Consider the following 16734-nt stretch of genomic DNA (forward strand, 5'->3'; position numbering starts at 1 on the left):
CGAGGGTTAGTGCTGAGCTCGTTCGACCTTGGCCTTCAAGGTCTCCGGTGTGTCGACGGTAGCTCCCTCGGCCCGCAACCAGGCGTCAAGACTCGCCCGATCCTGCAGAGACATGACCGCGACCACGTCTCCGGGCTTAGCCTCCGCGACCAGCGCCTGCGCCGCCGCGAGCTCGGTCGGGTGCGCCGGTACGTCGTCCACGCCGACCGACGCGGCACCCTCCCGGAACACCGCCTCGAGTTCCTCCGGGGGCCGGCCGCGCAAGTATTCGGTCTTGTGGCCGATCATCACCCGGTCGGCTGCCCGCGCACCGATCGCGCCGAGTGCCGAGACCATCTCGTCGGCCCGGTCGCCCGGTGAGCCCATGGCCAGCAGCAACCGTCCGCCCGGCTCCCGGACGCCGTTCATGATCTCGATCAGCGCTTCCAGCCCCGCCTCGTTGTGGGCGAGGTCGATCACCACGGTGAAGTCGCGCAGCGAGTACATGTTCATCCGGCCGGGGTTGTTCTCGTTCGGTATGAACGTGGTCAGCCCCTCGACCACCGCCGCCCGCGGCAACCCGAGCCCGAGCGCCGCAGACACTGCGGCCAGCGAGTTCTCGACGTTGTAGTGCGACAGACCTGACAGAGTCATTGGTACGTCGACGACCTTCACCAGCGGTTCCGGGTCACTGGCCTGGTCGAGGACGGTGATGAAGCCGTCCAGCACGGTCGTCGCGCGACCGCCTTCGTCGAGCACGGTCCGGATCGACGGCGAGTCGGGATCGCGGGAGAACACCCAGCACTTCGCGGGCGACCCGAGCCGCATCGCGAACGTCCGCGGGTCATCGCCGTTCACGACGCACCACCCACGCGGCCGGGTGATCTGCGTGATCACCGCCTTCACCTCGGCCAACTGGTCGATCGTGTCGATCCCGCCGAGGCCGAGGTGGTCCGCGGTGACGTTCGTGACGACCGACACGTCGTTCGACGCCACGCCGACGCCGCGCCGGAGGATGCCGCCGCGGGCGGTTTCGGTCACCGCGAGCTGGATGCCCGGCTGAGACAGCACCTGCCCGGCGCCGCTCGGTCCGGAGAAGTCGCCGTACTTGACCAGCTTGCCGTCGAAGTAGACGCCGTCCGTGCTGGACCAGCCGACGTGCAGACCGGCCGCGCGACCGATGTGCGCGATCATCCGCGAGGTCGTGGTCTTGCCGTTCGTCCCGGTCACCGCGACCACCGGCACCTTGGGCCGCAGGGTCGGCGGCGGGTTCCCGGCCGGCTCGTTGCGGACCCGGTCCCCGACCGTCGCGACCAGCTCGGGCAGGTCCTCGGAGCCGAAGGCGTCGAGCACCTCCACGATCGCCGCTCCGAGTGCCCGCGCCCGGCCTTCATGCGCCCACGGGAACGCCACAACCAGCCGGTGTACGTCGGACTCCGGCCGCACGCGGACCCCGATTCGACCGATGCCGGCCTCGCGGGCGATCCGTCGTACGACGTGACCCGCGACGCGGATCGCGAACCGCTGCCGGAAGCCCGAGCCGATCCGTCCGGGACGCGTCGCGCCGAGACCGAGAGCCTGCGCGTACGCCTTCGCGGCGGGTGCCGGGGCGTCGACCAGTGCCGAGACGTCGAGCGTCAGCTTGACGGCGGCACGACTGAAGTAGAGGTTGGCACCGTCCAGGACGCGGAGCTCAACCAGAGATGTGGCCAACCCCTACGCTCCCATCGCGTGATAGCCGCCGTCGACGTGCACGATCTCGCCGGTGGTCGCGGGGAAGAAGTCACTGAGCAGGCCGACGATGGTCCGGCCGGTCGGCTCGAGGTCGGACGGGTCCCAGCCCAGCGGCGCCCGGTCCAGCCAGGGCTCCTCGAACTTCTCGAAGCCCGGGATCGCCTTCGCGGCAAGCGTCTTCAGCGGACCGGCCGAGACCAGGTTGCAGCGGATGCCCTGGGCGCCGAGGTCGCGGGCCAGGTACCGGTTCGTTGACTCGAGCGCGGCCTTCGCCACCCCCATCCAGTCGTACCCGGGCCAGGCGACGGTCGCGTCGAACGTCAGCCCGACCACGCTGCCGCCACGGCTCATCAACGGCGCGCAGGTGACAGCCAGCGCCTTCAGCGAGTACGCCGACACATGGACGGCCTGCGCCACGTCGTCCCACGGGCCCTCGAGGAACTTGCCACCCAGGATGGTCTCCGGGTTGCCATACGCGATCGAGTGCACGACCCCGTCGAGACCGTCCACATGCTCGCGTACGGCGTCCGGCAGCGCCGCGAGGTGGTCGGCATTCGTGACGTCCAGCTCCAGGACAGGCGGCTCGACCGGCAGGCGTTTGGCGATCCGTTTGGTGATGCTCAGCGCGCGGCCGAAGTTCGAGATCAGCACGGTGGCGCCCTGTTCCTGCGCCACCTTGGCCGTGGCGAAGCCGATCGAGGAGTCCAGCGTGACTCCGGCGACCAGGATCCGCTTGCCGTCGAGGATGCCCACGGGCGTCCCTTTCTAGGTAAGTGGGGTTGTTTGTTTCAGTTGCCCATGCCGATGCCGCCGTCGACCGGGATCACCGCGCCGGTGATGTACCCGGCCTCCTCCGACGACAGCCAGCGGACCGCGTTCGCGATCTCCTCGGTCAGCCCGAACCGGCCGAGCGGGATCTGGCTCAGGTACTGCTTCTGGGTCTCCTCCGGCAGCACCGCGGTCATGTCGGTCTCGACGAAACCGGGCGCGACCACATTCGCGGTGATGCCGCGGCTTCCCAGCTCGCGGGCCATCGACCGGGCCATGCCGATCAGGCCGGACTTGCTGGCCGCGTAGTTCACCTGACCGGGTGAGCCGAGCATGCCGACGACGGACGAGATGAACACGATCCGGCCCTTGCGCAGCCGGAGCATGCCCTTCGCCGCCCGCTTGGCGACCCGGAACGAGCCGGTCAGGTTCGTGTCGATGACCGCCGACCAGTCGTCGTCGGACATCCGGAGCAGCAGCGTGTCGCGGGTGATGCCGGCGTTCGCCACCAGCACCTCGACCGGGCCGTTCTCGTTCTGGATGGTGTCGAACGCCGCGTCGACCTGCTCCTGGTCGGTGATGTCGCACTTCACCGCGAGGAAGCCGTCCGGCGGAGGGCTGCTGTTGTAGGTGACGGCGACCTTGTCACCGGCCTCCCGGAACGCGGTCGCGATCGCCAGCCCGATCCCCCGGTTGCCTCCGGTCACCAACACCGACCTGCTCACAAGCCCTCCTCACACGACACCAGTCGGACGAACGCTATCGCCCGTCACCCGCAACTCCGGACGCCGGGGTCAACTCCCCCAGCCGTTTGATGGGTTCACCCACCAACTTGTGGGTTCCCTCCCGAAATACGGGCGGGGAACCCACCACTTGGTGGGTGAACCCGTCAAATCGTGCGGGTGGTCAGGAGTCTTCGAGGCGGAAGCCGACCTTCATGCCGACCTGGTAGTGGTCGATCTGGTTGTCGACGAGGTGCCCGCGGATCTCGGTCACCTCGAACCAGTCGAGGTGCCGCAGCGTCTCCCCGGCCCGGGTGAGGCCGTTGGTGATCGCCTGGTTCAGGCCTTCCTTCGACGTACCCACGATCTCGGTCACGCGATAGGTGCGGTCGGTCATCTGACGTTCCTTCCATCCTGGCTGCGCCCGGGCGACTGACGCGGCGTACCGTTGGTCCTGGTGAGGAGGATAGATGTCGAGACGCCACGAGCGGGGCGGCGAAACCGTCATTTCGGTGACGAGTGCGCAGCCCAGCCGGTCGGAGGAGCTGGACAGCCGGATCGCGCGCTACGCGTGGATGATGTCGATCCGGATCGTCTGCTTCGTGCTCGCCGTACTGACGCCGTCGCCCTGGCGCTGGATGTTCATCGTCGCGGCCGTGTTCCTCCCGTACATCGCGGTCGTCCTGGCCAACGCGCAGCGGACCCGCGGGCTGGCCGATGCCGACCCGTTCGTCGCTCCGCAACGGCCCGCACTGGACGCTCCGCACGACGTGATCAAGCCGTCCGATCCGGACCGGAAGATCGACACCGAAAAGTGATCTGCGTCGGGACTGGAAAGTCGGGCGGTGTTCATGTCAGAATCTCCCGCGTGCTCTGAAGTTCATCGGTGAAATTCAGGGACTTGATGCGGCGTCGGACGGCTCCCCCCGTGGCTGTCCGACGTCGCTTCATTTTGCCCACGCTTTTGATTATTGAGTTATCAGGAAACGACCGGGGCGGTGGGGTGTGGCCAGGAATTGAAGGAGCGCTAGATGACCGAGCAAGAGCTTCCGTCCGTCTGCTCCGCCAGGGGTTGCGGCACGCCGGCCACGTGGGCGCTGCTGTGGAACAACCCGAAGATCCACACGCCCGACCGGCGCAAGACCTGGCTGGCCTGTGACGAACACAAGGACAGCCTGTCGGACTTCCTGGCCCGCAGGTCATTCCTGCGTGAGGTCGAGCCTTTCTCCGGATGAAAGCCTGAAAAACCGCATTTCCGGATTGGGCCGGTATGGCGTTCAGCCGCCGATCGCGGACATAGGCCGGGTCGGCTGCAAGAAGCTCGGGTCGTTGATGCCGTGGCCCGGGAGTTTCTTCCACATCGCCCGCCGCCACCGGTCGGCCAGTTCCTCGTCACTCGCGCCGTCACGCAACGGCGTCCGCAGGTCCGACTCGGTCCGGGCGAACAGGCAGTCGCGGACCTGGCCGTCAGCGGTCAGCCGGACGCGGTCGCAGTCACCGCAGAACGGGCGGGTGACCGACGCGATGATGCCGACCGTCTGCGGGCCGCCGTGGACAGTGAACGACTCGGCCGGCGCGCTTCCCCGGGTCGCCGCGTCCGTCGGCTCCAGGCCGAACCGGTCGGCGAGCTGCTCGAGGATCTCGTCGGCGGTGACCATCGTGGCGCGGTTCCAGCCGTGCTGGGCGTCCAACGGCATCTGCTCGATGAAGCGCAGCTCGTAGCCGCGCTCCAAGCAGAACTCCAGCAGCTCAGGCGCCTGCTGGTCGTTCACGCCACGCATCAGTACGGCATTGACCTTGACCGGCGTCAGACCTGCCGTCTGGGCGGCTTCGAGACCGGCGATGACGTCCTTGATCCGGTCGCGCCGGGCCAGCTGCTGGAAAGTGTCAGGGCGAATGGTGTCGAGGCTGACATTGACCCGGTCTAGACCGGCATCCTTCAAGGCCTGTGCTTGCCGGGCGAGGCCGATCCCGTTCGTGGTCAGCGACACCTGCGGCCGCGGCGCGAGCTCCGTCGTACGGGCGACGATGCCGACCAGACCGCGGCGGAGCAGCGGCTCGCCGCCGGTGAAGCGGATCTCGTGCACGCCCAGCTGCCGTACGGCGATGGAGACCAGGCGGACGATTTCGTCGTCGGTGAGCAACTCCGGCTTGGACAGCCAGTCCAGGCCCTCCTCCGGCATGCAGTAGCTGCAGCGCAGGTTGCAACGGTCTGTGAGCGATACCCGCAGATCCGTGGCGACACGGCCGTAGCTGTCCGCCAGGCCCAGCTGAGTAGTCGTATCGATGGCTGTCACGGCTCCAGCCTACGTGCCGGGGACGGACAGTTTCAGGGGATGGCTTAAGTTCGAGATGTGGGTCGCCTGATGAATGTCCGCTGGATTGCCACCGCGCTGGCGGTCCTGGTGCTCGCCGCAGTCTGTGTTCAGCTCGGCCGCTGGCAGCTGCACCGGCTCGACGAGCGGAAAGCGCGTAACGAAGTCACCCGCACCAACCTGGCCGCTCCCCCGGCGCCGATCGACCAGATCGTCGGGCCGCAGGGCGTGGTCGGCGACCAGCACGCCTGGCGTACGGCGGTCGTGTCGGGCCGGTACGACGCCTCAAAGCAGGTCGTCATGCGGTATCGCAACGTGAACGACAGCCCCGGCTTCGAGATCGTCACGCCGCTGGTCCTCGCGGACGGCAAGGCGGTGCTGGTGGATCGCGGTTTCCTGGCCCGGCAGGGTGGTGAGCTCGCCCCCGGCCACATCCCCGCCGTACCGACTGGTGAGGTGACGATCACCGGCCGGCTGCAGCGCAGCGAGCGCGGCGGGCACACCAACGGTGGTACGCCGGACGACGGCACCGCGCGGCTGATCAACGGGCCGGACTTCGCCAAGGTGCTCGGGCTGAACCTGTACGACGGCTACCTCACCATCGACAAACAGGAGCCGGCGAACGACCCGGCGTTCGGCGGGTTCCCGGGACCGGAGATCGACGACGGGCCACACTTCTTCTACGCGCTGCAGTGGTTCTTCTTCGCCCTGTTGGCCCTCGGCGGGTTGGTCTACTTCTCCAGACAGGAAGTTCGCGGTGACAACAGCTCACGAGCCGGATCCCCCGAAGCCCCCAAAGCCGAAGCGCGTGCCGGAGCGGCGGATTGAGGACTATGCGCTGATCGGCGACCTGCAGACCGCGGCGCTGGTCTCGAAGGACGGATCGATCGACTGGTTGTGCTTCCCGCGGTTCGACTCGCCGGCCTGCTTCGCCGCACTGCTCGGCACCGACGACAACGGTCATTGGCGGATCAGCCCGCGCGACGGCGATGCGACGAGCAGCCGGCACTACCGCGGCGACACGCTCGTCCTGGAGACCGAGTGGTCCACCGACAGCGGCTCGGTCCGGGTGATCGACTTCATGCCGCCCCGCGACGCGGCGCCGGACGTCGTACGGATCGTGGTCGGCATCAGCGGCACAGTGTCGATGCGGTCCGAGCTGCGGCTGCGGTTCGACTACGGCCAGGTGGTCCCGTGGGTGCGCCGGGTCGACGGCCAGGTGGTCGCGATCGCCGGTCCGGACGCGGTGTCGCTGCGCTCCGACGTCCACCAGTACGGGCGCGACTTCGCGACGTACGCCGATTTCGAGATCTCCGCCGGTGACCAGGCCTGGTTCGTGCTCACCTGGCATCCGTCCCACCACCCGGTGCCGAAGGCGACCGACGCGATCGCGTCGCTGGAGCCGACCGAGTCGTACTGGACCGAGTGGATCGGCCGCAGCAAAGGCGTCGACGGGTTCACCGAGGAGGTCACCCGGTCGCTGCTCACGCTGAAGGCGCTGACCTACGCGCCGTCCGGCGGCATCGTCGCGGCGCCGACGACGTCCTTGCCGGAGGCCCTCGGTGGTGAGCGCAACTGGGACTACCGGTACTGCTGGCTGCGCGACGCAACGATGACCCTGGAGGCGATGCTCCGGTTCGGGTACAGCGAGGAGGCGCAGGCCTGGCGGGACTGGCTGCTCCGCGCCATCGCCGGTTCCCCGGAGGACCTCCAGATCATGTACGGCGTAACTGGCGAACGACGGCTGACGGAGTTCGCGGCGGACTGGCTGCCCGGGTTCGGATCCTCGGCACCCGTGCGGATCGGGAACGCGGCCGCTGAGCAGCTGCAGATCGACGTGTTCGGCGAGGTGATGGACGTACTCGCGCTCGCCCGCGAATCCCAGATCGGGCCGAGCGACGACGCCTGGTCGATGCAGCGCGGGCTGATACGGCGCCTGGCCGAGGTGTGGAAAGAGCCGGACGAAGGCATCTGGGAGGTCCGAGGCGGCCGGCAGCACTTCACCCACTCGAAGGTGATGGCGTGGGTCGCGTTCGACCGGGCGGCGCGAGCCGTCGAGCGATTCGGCATGAGCGGACCGGCGAAGCAGTGGCGCGCGACGGCCGACGAGATCCACCGGGAGGTCTGCACGAAGGCGTTCGACGCCGACCGGAACACCTTCACCCAAGCCTACGGCAGCAAGGCGCTGGATGCCGCCGTCCTGCTGATCCCGCAGGTCGGCTTCCTGCCACCTGACGACCCGCGCATCGTCGGTACGGTCGACGCCGTACAGAAGGAACTGGCGCGTGACGGCTTCGTCCGCCGCTACCACCCCGCGCACGTCGACGACGGTCTGGCCGACGAGGAGGGTACGTTCCTGATCTGCTCGTTCTGGCTGGCCGACGCGCTCGCGATGATCGGCCGGGTCGGCGAGGCGCGTGCGCTCTACGACAAGCTTGTTGCCCTGCGCAACGATGTTGGGTTGTTGGCCGAGGAGTACGACCCGGGGTCCGGCCGGATGCTGGGCAATTTCCCGCAGGCCTTCTCGCATCTCGGTCTGGTCAACACGGCCTGGCATTTGGCCAGCTCCGAGACGCCATTGCGTCGGTCGGCGTACTAGTTCTTTGCCGTCGGCCACCACCTGGACAGCGCGCGCATCGGGCGTGCGAGATCCGGTCCGGTGAGGCAGGATGGTGCCCGTGGACCTCGGACTGCGCGATCGCACCTACATCGTCACCGGCGCGAGCGCCGGCCTCGGCTTCGCCACCGCGAAGGCCCTTGCCGGCGAAGGCGCCCGGCTGGTGATCTCCAGCCGGAACGAGGAGTCGATCAGCCGCGCCGCAGCCGAGCTCGGCGAGAACGTGGTCGGCATTCCGGTCGACAACGCGGACCCGGAGAGCGCCGAGCGGTTGGCCGCGACGGCGATCGCCAAGTGGGGCGCACTGCACGGCGCGTTGGTCAGCGTCGGCGGCCCGCGGCCGGGTTCCGCCCTTGACACGGACGAAGAGGACTGGCGGAACGCCTTCGACAGCGTCTTCCTCGGCGGCCTGCGGATCGCGCGATCCGTCGCCCGCGCCGGCTCGGAGGGTACGTCGATCGCGTTCGTACTGTCGTCGTCGGTCAAGTCACCGATCAGCGGACTGGCCATCTCCAACGGCCTGCGGCCAGGCCTCGCGATGGTCGCCAAGACCCTCGCCGACGAGCTCGGCCCGAACGGCATCCGGGTCAACGGCCTGATGCCAGGCCGCATCGCCACCGACCGCCTCAAGGAACTCGACGCCAAGGGCGGCGACCCCGAGGCCGCACGCCGTGCCTCGGAGAAGACCATCCCGCTGCGCCGGTACGGCGACCCCGACGAGTTCGGCCGGGTCGCCGCCTTCATCCTCTCCCCCGCCGCCTCCTACATCACCGGCGCCATCATCCCCATCGACGGCGGGGCACTGCGGACCTTCTGACCGAGGCCATGCCTGGGTGGGGGTTGTGCGTTGTGGTTTGGGGTTGCGAGGTGCGGGAGGTGTACCGAAGAACGGGTAGTAGTTGGTGTGGTGGGGGTGTGGGCGGGGTGGTTTATGCGGGGATACGGGTGAGATTGGTGGGGTGGCGGCGACTACTACCCGTTGGTCGGTACACCTGCCGTTGGTCGGTAGACGTGGCAGCGCGAACATCGTGCGCCATGCCAGAGGGGCTCAGTTGGTGCCCAGTTCAGCAGGCGCCGGTAGGTGAGACCATCGGTCCCGGTATCCGGACCAGACCGGCCAACCGTCGGGGTCTTGTACCCCCGCTGGGGCCGGAGACAGGAAATATCAGGTCCCCCATCACCTGTCTCAGGTCCCCACGGTTGACTGGTTGCTGGCGCTGCTAGCCCCACTGGCCGGGGACGTAGGTGCCGGCGGGTTGCTGGGTGATGATGTTGAGGCGGTTCCAGGTGTTCATGATGGCGATCGTGCTGATGAGAGCGCCGAGTTGTTCCTCGTCGTAGTGCTTGGCGGCGTTGGCCCAGACGTCGTCGCTGACGCCGGGTGCGGCGTCGGCGATCCGGGTGCCCTCCTCGGCCAGCGCGAGCGCGGCGCGTTCGGGCTCGGTGAAGACCATCGCCTCGCGCCAGGTCACGACCAGATTGAGGCGTACGGCGCTCTCCCCGCGCTCGATCGCGTCTTTGGTGTGCATGTCGACGCAGACCGCGCAGCCGTTGATCTGGCTGATCCGCAATGCCATCAACTCGAGTGTCTCGATCGGTACCCCGGCCGTCCTCGACACGAGGCTCGCCGCGTTGACGTGCTTGATGAACTTCGCCGCAACGGGGTTGGTGAACAGATCCAAACGGGCGTCCATAGTGGTGTTTCTCCTTAGCAGGATGAATTTTCCAGCACCACTACGACGAGACAGCCCGGCATGGTGTGAGTCCGGCACGGTGTGAGTCCGGAGAAGGGTCAGTCCGGCGCGATCCGGTTGCCCTGCTCGTCCCAGTGCTCGGCAACCTTCTTGCTCGGCTGAACGCGGGGCGGCTCTCCCGGCATCTTCGGGTAGTCGGGTGGGAAGCTCAGCTCTCCGCCAGGGAGTTCCTCCCACAGGCGCAGCAGCGCGTCGAGCGGGTACGCCGTCTCGTCCATGTCCGCCCAGGGATCACCGTCGGCGAGGTAGTCCGGAACCGTGTGCAGGTTGAAGGCACGCGGGTCTTCGACCTCGGCAAGCCGGTCCCAGGTCATCGGCGTACTGACCGGCGCACCGGGCCGCGGTCGCAGCGACCAGGCGCCCGCGACGGTGCGGTCGCGGAGGTTCTGGTTGAAGTCCAGGAAGATCGAAGCCTCGCCGCGTTCCTCCTTCCACCAGGCCGTCGTCACACCGTCGTCGCGACGCTCGAGCTCGCGGCCGAGGCCGATCGCGGCGTGCCGGACCTGGTCGAAGGTCCACTCCGGCCGGATCCGCACGTAGATGTGGATGCCCCGGTTGCCACTGGTCTTCGGATAGCCCCGAAGGCCAAGCTCCTCGAGAAGTTCACGCACGACGCCGGCCACCCTCCGGGCATCGGCGAAGGTCGCGCCGGGCTGTGGATCGAGATCGAGGCGCAGCTCGTCGGGGTGGTCGAGATCGCTGCTGCGCACGGCCCACGGGTGGAAGGTCAGCGTGCCCATCTGGGCCGCCCACACCGCGGCGGCAGGTTCAGTCAGGCACAGCTCGTCGATCGGGCGGTCGTTCGGCGTCAGTACGCGGCAGGTCTGGAGCCAATCGGGAGCACCCTTGGGGAGACGCTTCGAGTAGAAGCCGTCCCCGGTCTGACGACCGCTCGCGTCCACTGACAGGGTCATTCCCTCGCGCCACCCACCGGGCCAGCGTTCCAACGCGACCGGACGGTCGCCCGAGGCTCGCATGAACGCGGGAGCCGCACCGATGAAGTACTCGCAGACCTGCAGCTTGGTGACCTCCGGAGCCCAGTCGGTCGCCTCGTAGACCACCCGTTCGGGGCTGGAGACCCGGACCTCGCGGTCTCCCACGGTGAGCATCACCGCTGTGCTCTTCGCCATGTCGCGACCGTATCGCCCCACGCCGGCCAAATGCCCGGGCGCGCGGGAATTTCGCCGGGACGAAGCGGAAAAGCAAGTTTTCCCGAACTCTGGCCACGCCCGGTGACCGAGCGGTAACGTTCCTGCACCTCGTTCCTGGGGCGTGAGGCCTCCGGGACACCTTTGAAGGAGCGCGAGGATGAACAGATCCGCCCTGTTCGCCGCTGCCACCGCAGTGGCGACCGCAACCGCCCTAGGTCTGACCAGCGCCACCACAGCCACCGGTGCACCGACGGCAGACCCCGTCCCCACACCATCAGCGGCCATCGCCCGGGCCAAAGCAGCCGTCACCGGCAACCTCGGCGTACTGCGGGCCACCACCGCCGACGCGTTCGTCGTACGGGATGTCATCGTCGACTCTGACGGCTCCAGCCACGTCCGAATGGACCGGACCATCGGCGGGCTCAAGGTGCTCGGCGGCGATGTCGTTGTCCACCAGGCCAAGGACGGCAGTTGGAAGGGCGCCAGCCTGACGCTCAGCCGCACTGCGGACGTCAGCCGTACGCCGAAGATCAGCATCGCCGCCGCCACCTCGAAGGCACTGACCCGCGGTCTGAAGGCCGAGGGCAAGCCCACGCTGGTGATTGAGGCCCGCAAGGGCGCGCCACGCCTCGCCTACCTGGTCACCACGGTTGGCACCCAGGCAGACGGTACGCCGAGCAACATCACGACCACCGTGGACGCGCTGACCGGTGCCAAGCTCGTCAGTGAGCAGCACATCGAGACGGCGACCGGCGATGGTCAGAGCCTCTACAGCGGGACGGTGCCGATCGACAGCACGCCGGCCACCGGTGGCTTCACGCTGACCGACCCGGTCCGCGGCAACGGCTACACCGCCGACGCGAATAACAAGACCGACTCCGTCTGGTGCCAACTGTTCGGCATCGGCTGCCCGGTGCCGACCCGGTTCACCGACGCGGACAACCACTGGGGCAACGGCCTGAACACCAACCGGGCCACCGCCGCCGTCGACGCGCACTACGGCGCCGCGACCACGTTCGACTACTACAAGAACACCCACGGCCGGAACGGCATCTTCAACGACGGCAAGGGCGTCCCGAGCCGCGTGCACTACGGCACCAACTACGTGAACGCCTTCTGGGACGGCAAGCAGATGACGTACGGCGACGGCGACAACGTCGTCGCGGGTCCGCTGGTGTCGATCGACGTGGCCGGCCACGAGATGTCCCACGGCGTCACCTCGGCAACCGCGAACCTCACCTACTCCGGTGAGTCCGGCGGCCTGAACGAGGCGACCAGCGACATCTTCGGCACCATGGTCGAGTTCTACTCGAACAAGGCCGCCGACCCGGGTGACTACTACATCGGCGAGGAGATCATGAAGGACCGCCCGGCGCTGCGGTACATGGACAAGCCGAGCAAGGACGGCAACTCCCCCGACTGCTACTCCTCCGGCATCGGCAACCTGGACGTGCACTACTCCTCCGGCGTGGCGAACCACTTCGTCTACCTCGCCTCCGAGGGCAGCGGCGCCAAGGTGATCGGCGGACTGCAGCACAACTCGCCGACCTGCAACGGCTCGACCATCACCGGCATCGGCAACGCCAAGGTCGGCAAGATCTGGTACCGCGCCCTGACCACCTACATGACGACCAGTACGACGTACGCCCAGGCCCGGACCGCGACCCTGAACGCGGCCACCGACCTGTACGGCGCCAACAGCACCGAACGCGCCACTGTCGCCGCGGCGTGGTCCGCGGTGAGCGTCAACTGACCGATTGAGCGTTCACCGGTCCTGTCCCACTGGGGCGGACAGGACCGGTGAACAAACGCTTTGTCCATTGCTCATCGCGTGAGGCGGACCTACCGTCGCAGCATGGGAGGGGAACCCCGGGGTAGGTCCAGCCTGCATAACGCGCGGCCGCTGTTACTGGTGGTCGACGCGGATCCCGAGCAGCTGGAACGGAGTGAGACAGAGCTCGAGCGCGCGTTCGGCGTCGATTTCAGAGTCCGCGGCGAGCTGACCGCCGCCGAGGCGTCGGAGTGCCTACAGCGCGCGTACGAGCTTGAGCAGCGGGTAGCAGTCGTGCTGGTCGATCACGGCCTGGACGACGAGGCTCGGGCCGGCATCTTCGAGCGGTCGCGGACGCTGCATCCCGACGCGCGGCGGGCGTTGCTGATCGAGTGGGGATCGTGGGCGGACCGTTCAACGGCGTCGGCGATCCTGTCCGCGATGGCGATCGGCGACATCAACTACTACGTGCTGAAGCCGTGGATCGAGCGCGACGAGCTCTTCCACCGGACGGTCGCGGAATTTGTCCAGGAGTGGTCCCGCTACGAGGTCGCCAACCTGCGTGAGGTCGTCGTCATCGCCTCCGACCATTCCGTGCGGGGCCAGGCGGTCCGCAGTCTGCTGGCCCGCAACGGGATCCCGAGCGCCTTCCGGGCTTGCGGTTCGGAGCTGGCGAACGCCGTCCTGCGGTGGATCGACGAACCGGATCCCGGTGAGGGTGTGCTGATGTGGATGCCGGCCGTCGGCGGCGCCGTACTGCATGATCCGACCGATGCCGAGATCGCCGAGGCGTGGGGGGTGCCGACGACGCTGGCCGACGGCGAGGACTCGTTCGACGTACTCGTGATCGGGGCCGGGCCGGGTGGGTTGGCCGCGGCTGTGTATGCCTCGTCGGAGGGGTTGCGCACGCTGGTGGTGGAGCGGGAGTCGATCGGCGGGCAGGCGGGGACGAGTTCGCTGATCCGGAACTACCTGGGCTTCTCGCGCGGGATCCGTGGGTCGGAATTGGCGCAGCGCGGGTATCAGCAGGCGTGGGTGTTCGGGGCGCATTTCGTGCTGATGCGGTCGATCGATTCGCTGGAGAAGCGGGGCGACCACTTCCGCGCGGTCATCGGTGACGTCGGCGAGGTGACGGCGCGGGCGGTCGTGCTGGCGACCGGGGTGTCGTACCGGCGGCTGAATGTCCCGTCGCTGGAGAAGCTGATGGGGGCCGGGGTGTACTACGGCGCGAACGTGTCGGAAGCCCATGGTTTGAAGGGCCTTGACGCTTGTGTCGTCGGTGGTGGGAACTCGGCCGGGCAGGCGGTGCTGCACCTGGCTCGCTATTGCCGGCAGGTCAGCTTGGTGATCCGGGGCAACGACCTGACGGCAAGCATGTCGAAGTACCTGATCGACACCATCGACGCGACGTCGAACATCACGGTGCGCGCCAATAGCGAGGTCGTCGACGGCGGAGGCGACGGGCGGCTCCAGCGGGTGACCTTGCGCGACCGGTTGACCGGCGCCGAGGAGTCGCTGGCGGTCGACGGATTGTTCGTGATGATCGGCGCGGTGCCTGGCACCGACTGGCTGCCGGACAAGGTGGGCCGGGACGGTCATGGCTTTGTGCTGACTGGATCGGATGCGGCGGCCGATCCGCAGTGGAGCGAGTCGCGGCCACCGCAGCCTTATGAGACGACGTTGCCGGGACTTTTCGCCATTGGCGACGTACGGTGCGGGTCGGTCAAGCGGGTCGCTTCGGCGGTCGGCGAGGGCTCCGTGGTGGTGTCTCAGATCCACACGCATCTGAAGGTTGTCGCAGATGCCTGAACGGCGGTTCGTCTACACCCCGGCGATGGTTGTCCTGACCGCGCTGGCTCTGCTCGTGCCGTTGGCGGGGCTGATTTTGCTGTTGCGGGACGAGCAGTTGGACGTGCATTGGGAGCATCACCCGGCGCACTTCTGGCTGGTGTTGGCGACCGCCGCGCTGAGCGCCGTACTGGCGTATCTGACGGGTGCGGCGGCGTTGCGGCGGGGTGATCCGCGGGTGTTGCTGGTGTCGCTGGCGTTCCTGTCCGCCGCGGGGTTTCTCGGGCTGCATGCGTTGGCGACACCGAAGGTCTTGCTCGACACACCGAATGCCGGATTCACTCTGGCGACGCCGGTCGGCGTTGCGCTGGCTTCGGTGTTCGCGTTCTTGTCCAGCTTGAACCTGTCCGGCGCGCGGGCCGTCAGTGCGGTCCGCTGGGGGCGGTGGCTTCGCGCTGGGTTGTTGACGCTGATGGTGTTGTGGGCAGTCGCCTCGGTACTGCGACTGCCTCCGCTGCACGCCACCGCCGTACCGGAGGATGCTGATGGCATCCTCAGTGCGCTCGCGGTGCCGGCGATCGTGCTCTATGCGGTCGCCGCGGGGCGATACCTCCGCACTTGGTGGGAACGGCCGTCGCTGATGCTGCTGTCGATGATCGCCGCATTCGTGCTGCTCGCCGAGGCGATGGTCGCGCTGGTGTTCGCGCGGAACTGGGCGCTGTCGTGGTGGGAGTGGCACGTGCTGATGCTGACCGCCTTCGGCCTGGTGGTGGCCGGCGTACGGATCCAGTGGTACGAGGAGCGGTTCGCCGACCTCTACCTCGAGGACACGGTGTCGGGACAGCGCGAGTTGAGCGTGCTGTTCGCCGATCTGCAGGGGTTCACGACGTTCTCGGAGAAGCACGAAGCGGGTGAAGTCACGGCGATGCTCAACACGTACTTCCAGGTCGTCGTACCTCCAGTCGTACGACGTCATGGCGGCGACGTGGACCGGATCATCGGCGACGCGTTGATGGTCACCTTCAACAAGCGCGGCGACCAGCCGGACCACGCGGCGCGGGCGGCTGCCGCGGGACTCGCCCTGCAGGAGGCAGCGACCTCCGTACAGGCAGCTCACCCCAACTGGCCGCGGTTCCGGGTCGGCATCAACAGCGGCATCGCGTCGGTCAGCCTGCTCGGCACCGAAGGCGGCCGCACCCACACCGTCATCGGCGACACGGTCAACGTCGCCTCCCGCATCGAAGGCAAGGCGCCGGCGGGCGGTGTCGCCATCACGCCGGCGACGAGGGATCTCCTCCCTGACGCGGTCACCGAGTCCCTGGGGCTACTGGAACTCAAGGGCAAGGCCGAGCCGCTCGAGGTCTATCGTCTGGTCTCGCTCAAGCACTCTTAGGAGCGCGCGGGGCGCGGAGGCCGAGGGCCCGCCGGCCGGTCTGGACGAGGTGCTCCTTCAGGTCTTCCTCATCGATCACGACCAGCAACTTGCCGGCCGCACCGACGATGCCGGACAGAACGACAGCGGCGCTGATGATCCCCGCCGGGCCGGGACTGACGTCGGCGAGCAGCTTGACCTGGCGATCGACCAGCTCGCCGAGATCATGCTGGGAGCGCAGCATGTCGATCACTCCGGTGTCGGCGGCCAGCACCGACATCAGGTCCCGGTTCCGCACGGCGAGGTCGACGTATCCGCTGAGCATGTACTCGGCGCGGGCAGACACCGAGCGCTGCGCCTCAGCTTCCTCGACGATGGTCCGGATCCGCTCCAGCAACGGCGCGAGTACGGCGTTCAGCAGGTCCTCGCGGGTGCGGAAGTGGTGATAGACGGCCGCCTTCGTCACCCCGACCTCGTCGGCGATCATCTGCAGTGACGTGCCCGCGAAGCTGTGCTGCGTGAACAGCCGCACGGCGACGTCGATGAAGCGCTGCCGGCTGTCGGGCGCCTTGCTGACCTCGGTGACCACGGTTCCTCCTCATCCCCAGAGTCCCGACAGCCTAGCTTGCCGATCGGCTAGTCCGCAACTTTACGACCGACTAGGACATGACTTTACGAACGGCAAGCAGAAACCTTTACGATCGACTAGTCAACAGCTAGCCGATCGGCTAGTCTCCTTCTCATCCAGGACGGAGCGCCCCGA

The 16734-nt window shown here is 67.9% G+C and carries 16 protein-coding genes; 8 read left to right on the top strand and 8 right to left on the bottom strand.

Annotation, left to right across the window (positions count from 1 at the left end):
- Positions 1-6: 6 nt before the first annotated feature.
- The 4 genes from EV646_RS02405 to EV646_RS02420 form a co-directional block, all read right to left on the bottom strand.
- Positions 7-1692 (bottom strand): Mur ligase family protein, encoded by a 1686-nt coding sequence (locus EV646_RS02405; protein ID WP_132143409.1) that lies wholly within the window; start codon positions 1690-1692, stop codon positions 7-9.
- Positions 1693-1695: 3 nt separating this feature from the next.
- Positions 1696-2466 (bottom strand): enoyl-ACP reductase FabI, encoded by a 771-nt coding sequence (gene fabI, locus EV646_RS02410; RefSeq protein ID WP_132143411.1) that lies wholly within the window; start codon positions 2464-2466, stop codon positions 1696-1698.
- A gap of 35 nt (positions 2467-2501) precedes the next feature.
- Complete coding sequence (gene fabG / locus EV646_RS02415) at positions 2502-3206, bottom strand: 3-oxoacyl-[acyl-carrier-protein] reductase (protein ID WP_132143413.1); 705 nt, start codon at positions 3204-3206, stop codon at positions 2502-2504.
- Positions 3207-3387: 181 nt separating this feature from the next.
- Positions 3388-3600, bottom strand: coding sequence for a dodecin (locus tag EV646_RS02420; RefSeq protein ID WP_132143415.1), 213 nt, complete (start codon positions 3598-3600; stop codon positions 3388-3390).
- Positions 3601-3673: 73 nt separating this feature from the next.
- Between EV646_RS02420 and EV646_RS02425 the strand changes: the two genes are divergently transcribed.
- Positions 3674-4021 (top strand): DUF3099 domain-containing protein, encoded by a 348-nt coding sequence (locus EV646_RS02425; protein ID WP_132143417.1) that lies wholly within the window; start codon positions 3674-3676, stop codon positions 4019-4021.
- A gap of 213 nt (positions 4022-4234) precedes the next feature.
- Positions 4235-4438 carry a hypothetical protein gene (locus EV646_RS02430; protein ID WP_132143419.1) on the top strand — a complete coding sequence of 68 codons (204 nt, stop codon included), beginning with the start codon at positions 4235-4237 and terminating at the stop codon, positions 4436-4438.
- A 42-nt stretch (positions 4439-4480) separates the two neighbouring features.
- On the opposite strand, the gene moaA is transcribed toward EV646_RS02430, so the two are convergent.
- On the bottom strand, positions 4481-5491 hold the full coding sequence (gene moaA, locus EV646_RS02435) for a GTP 3',8-cyclase MoaA (RefSeq protein WP_241995354.1): 1011 nt from the start codon (positions 5489-5491) through the stop codon (positions 4481-4483).
- A gap of 66 nt (positions 5492-5557) precedes the next feature.
- Between moaA and EV646_RS02440 the strand changes: the two genes are divergently transcribed.
- From EV646_RS02440 to EV646_RS02450, 3 genes are all read left to right on the top strand, one after another.
- Positions 5558-6346, top strand: a complete 789-nt coding sequence (locus tag EV646_RS02440; RefSeq protein WP_241995170.1) for an SURF1 family cytochrome oxidase biogenesis protein — start codon at positions 5558-5560, stop codon at positions 6344-6346.
- On the top strand, positions 6276-8117 hold the full coding sequence (locus EV646_RS02445; RefSeq protein ID WP_241995171.1) for a glycoside hydrolase family 15 protein: 1842 nt from the start codon (positions 6276-6278) through the stop codon (positions 8115-8117). Before EV646_RS02440 ends, EV646_RS02445 begins: the two co-directional genes overlap by 71 nt.
- A 70-nt stretch (positions 8118-8187) precedes the next feature.
- A complete protein-coding gene (locus EV646_RS02450) occupies positions 8188-8952 on the top strand; it encodes an SDR family oxidoreductase (RefSeq protein ID WP_338419237.1) in 765 nt (254 codons plus the stop codon).
- Between the two features lie 403 nt (positions 8953-9355).
- Here EV646_RS02450 and EV646_RS02455 read toward each other — a convergent pair whose 3' ends face one another.
- On the bottom strand, positions 9356-9829 hold the full coding sequence (locus tag EV646_RS02455) for a carboxymuconolactone decarboxylase family protein (RefSeq protein ID WP_132143425.1): 474 nt from the start codon (positions 9827-9829) through the stop codon (positions 9356-9358).
- A gap of 98 nt (positions 9830-9927) precedes the next feature.
- Positions 9928-11019, bottom strand: a complete 1092-nt coding sequence (locus tag EV646_RS02460; protein ID WP_132143427.1) for a DNA polymerase domain-containing protein — start codon at positions 11017-11019, stop codon at positions 9928-9930.
- A 178-nt stretch (positions 11020-11197) separates the two neighbouring features.
- On the opposite strand from EV646_RS02460, the gene EV646_RS02465 reads away from it, so the two are divergent.
- From EV646_RS02465 to EV646_RS02475, 3 genes are all read left to right on the top strand, one after another.
- Positions 11198-12793, top strand: coding sequence for a M4 family metallopeptidase (locus EV646_RS02465; RefSeq protein WP_132143429.1), 1596 nt, complete (start codon positions 11198-11200; stop codon positions 12791-12793).
- A gap of 102 nt (positions 12794-12895) precedes the next feature.
- Complete coding sequence (locus EV646_RS02470; protein ID WP_132143431.1) at positions 12896-14620, top strand: NAD(P)/FAD-dependent oxidoreductase; 1725 nt, start codon at positions 12896-12898, stop codon at positions 14618-14620.
- A complete protein-coding gene (locus tag EV646_RS02475) occupies positions 14613-15992 on the top strand; it encodes an adenylate/guanylate cyclase domain-containing protein (protein ID WP_132143433.1) in 1380 nt (459 codons plus the stop codon). The genes EV646_RS02470 and EV646_RS02475 overlap by 8 nt, the downstream gene beginning before the upstream one ends.
- Here EV646_RS02475 and EV646_RS02480 read toward each other — a convergent pair.
- Positions 15979-16560, bottom strand: coding sequence for a TetR/AcrR family transcriptional regulator (locus tag EV646_RS02480; RefSeq protein ID WP_132143435.1), 582 nt, complete (start codon positions 16558-16560; stop codon positions 15979-15981). The genes EV646_RS02475 and EV646_RS02480 overlap by 14 nt on opposite strands.
- Positions 16561-16734 lie beyond the last annotated feature (174 nt).

This window comes from Kribbella antiqua, from assembly GCF_004345665.1.
GTDB lineage: Bacteria > Actinomycetota > Actinomycetes > Propionibacteriales > Kribbellaceae > Kribbella > Kribbella antiqua.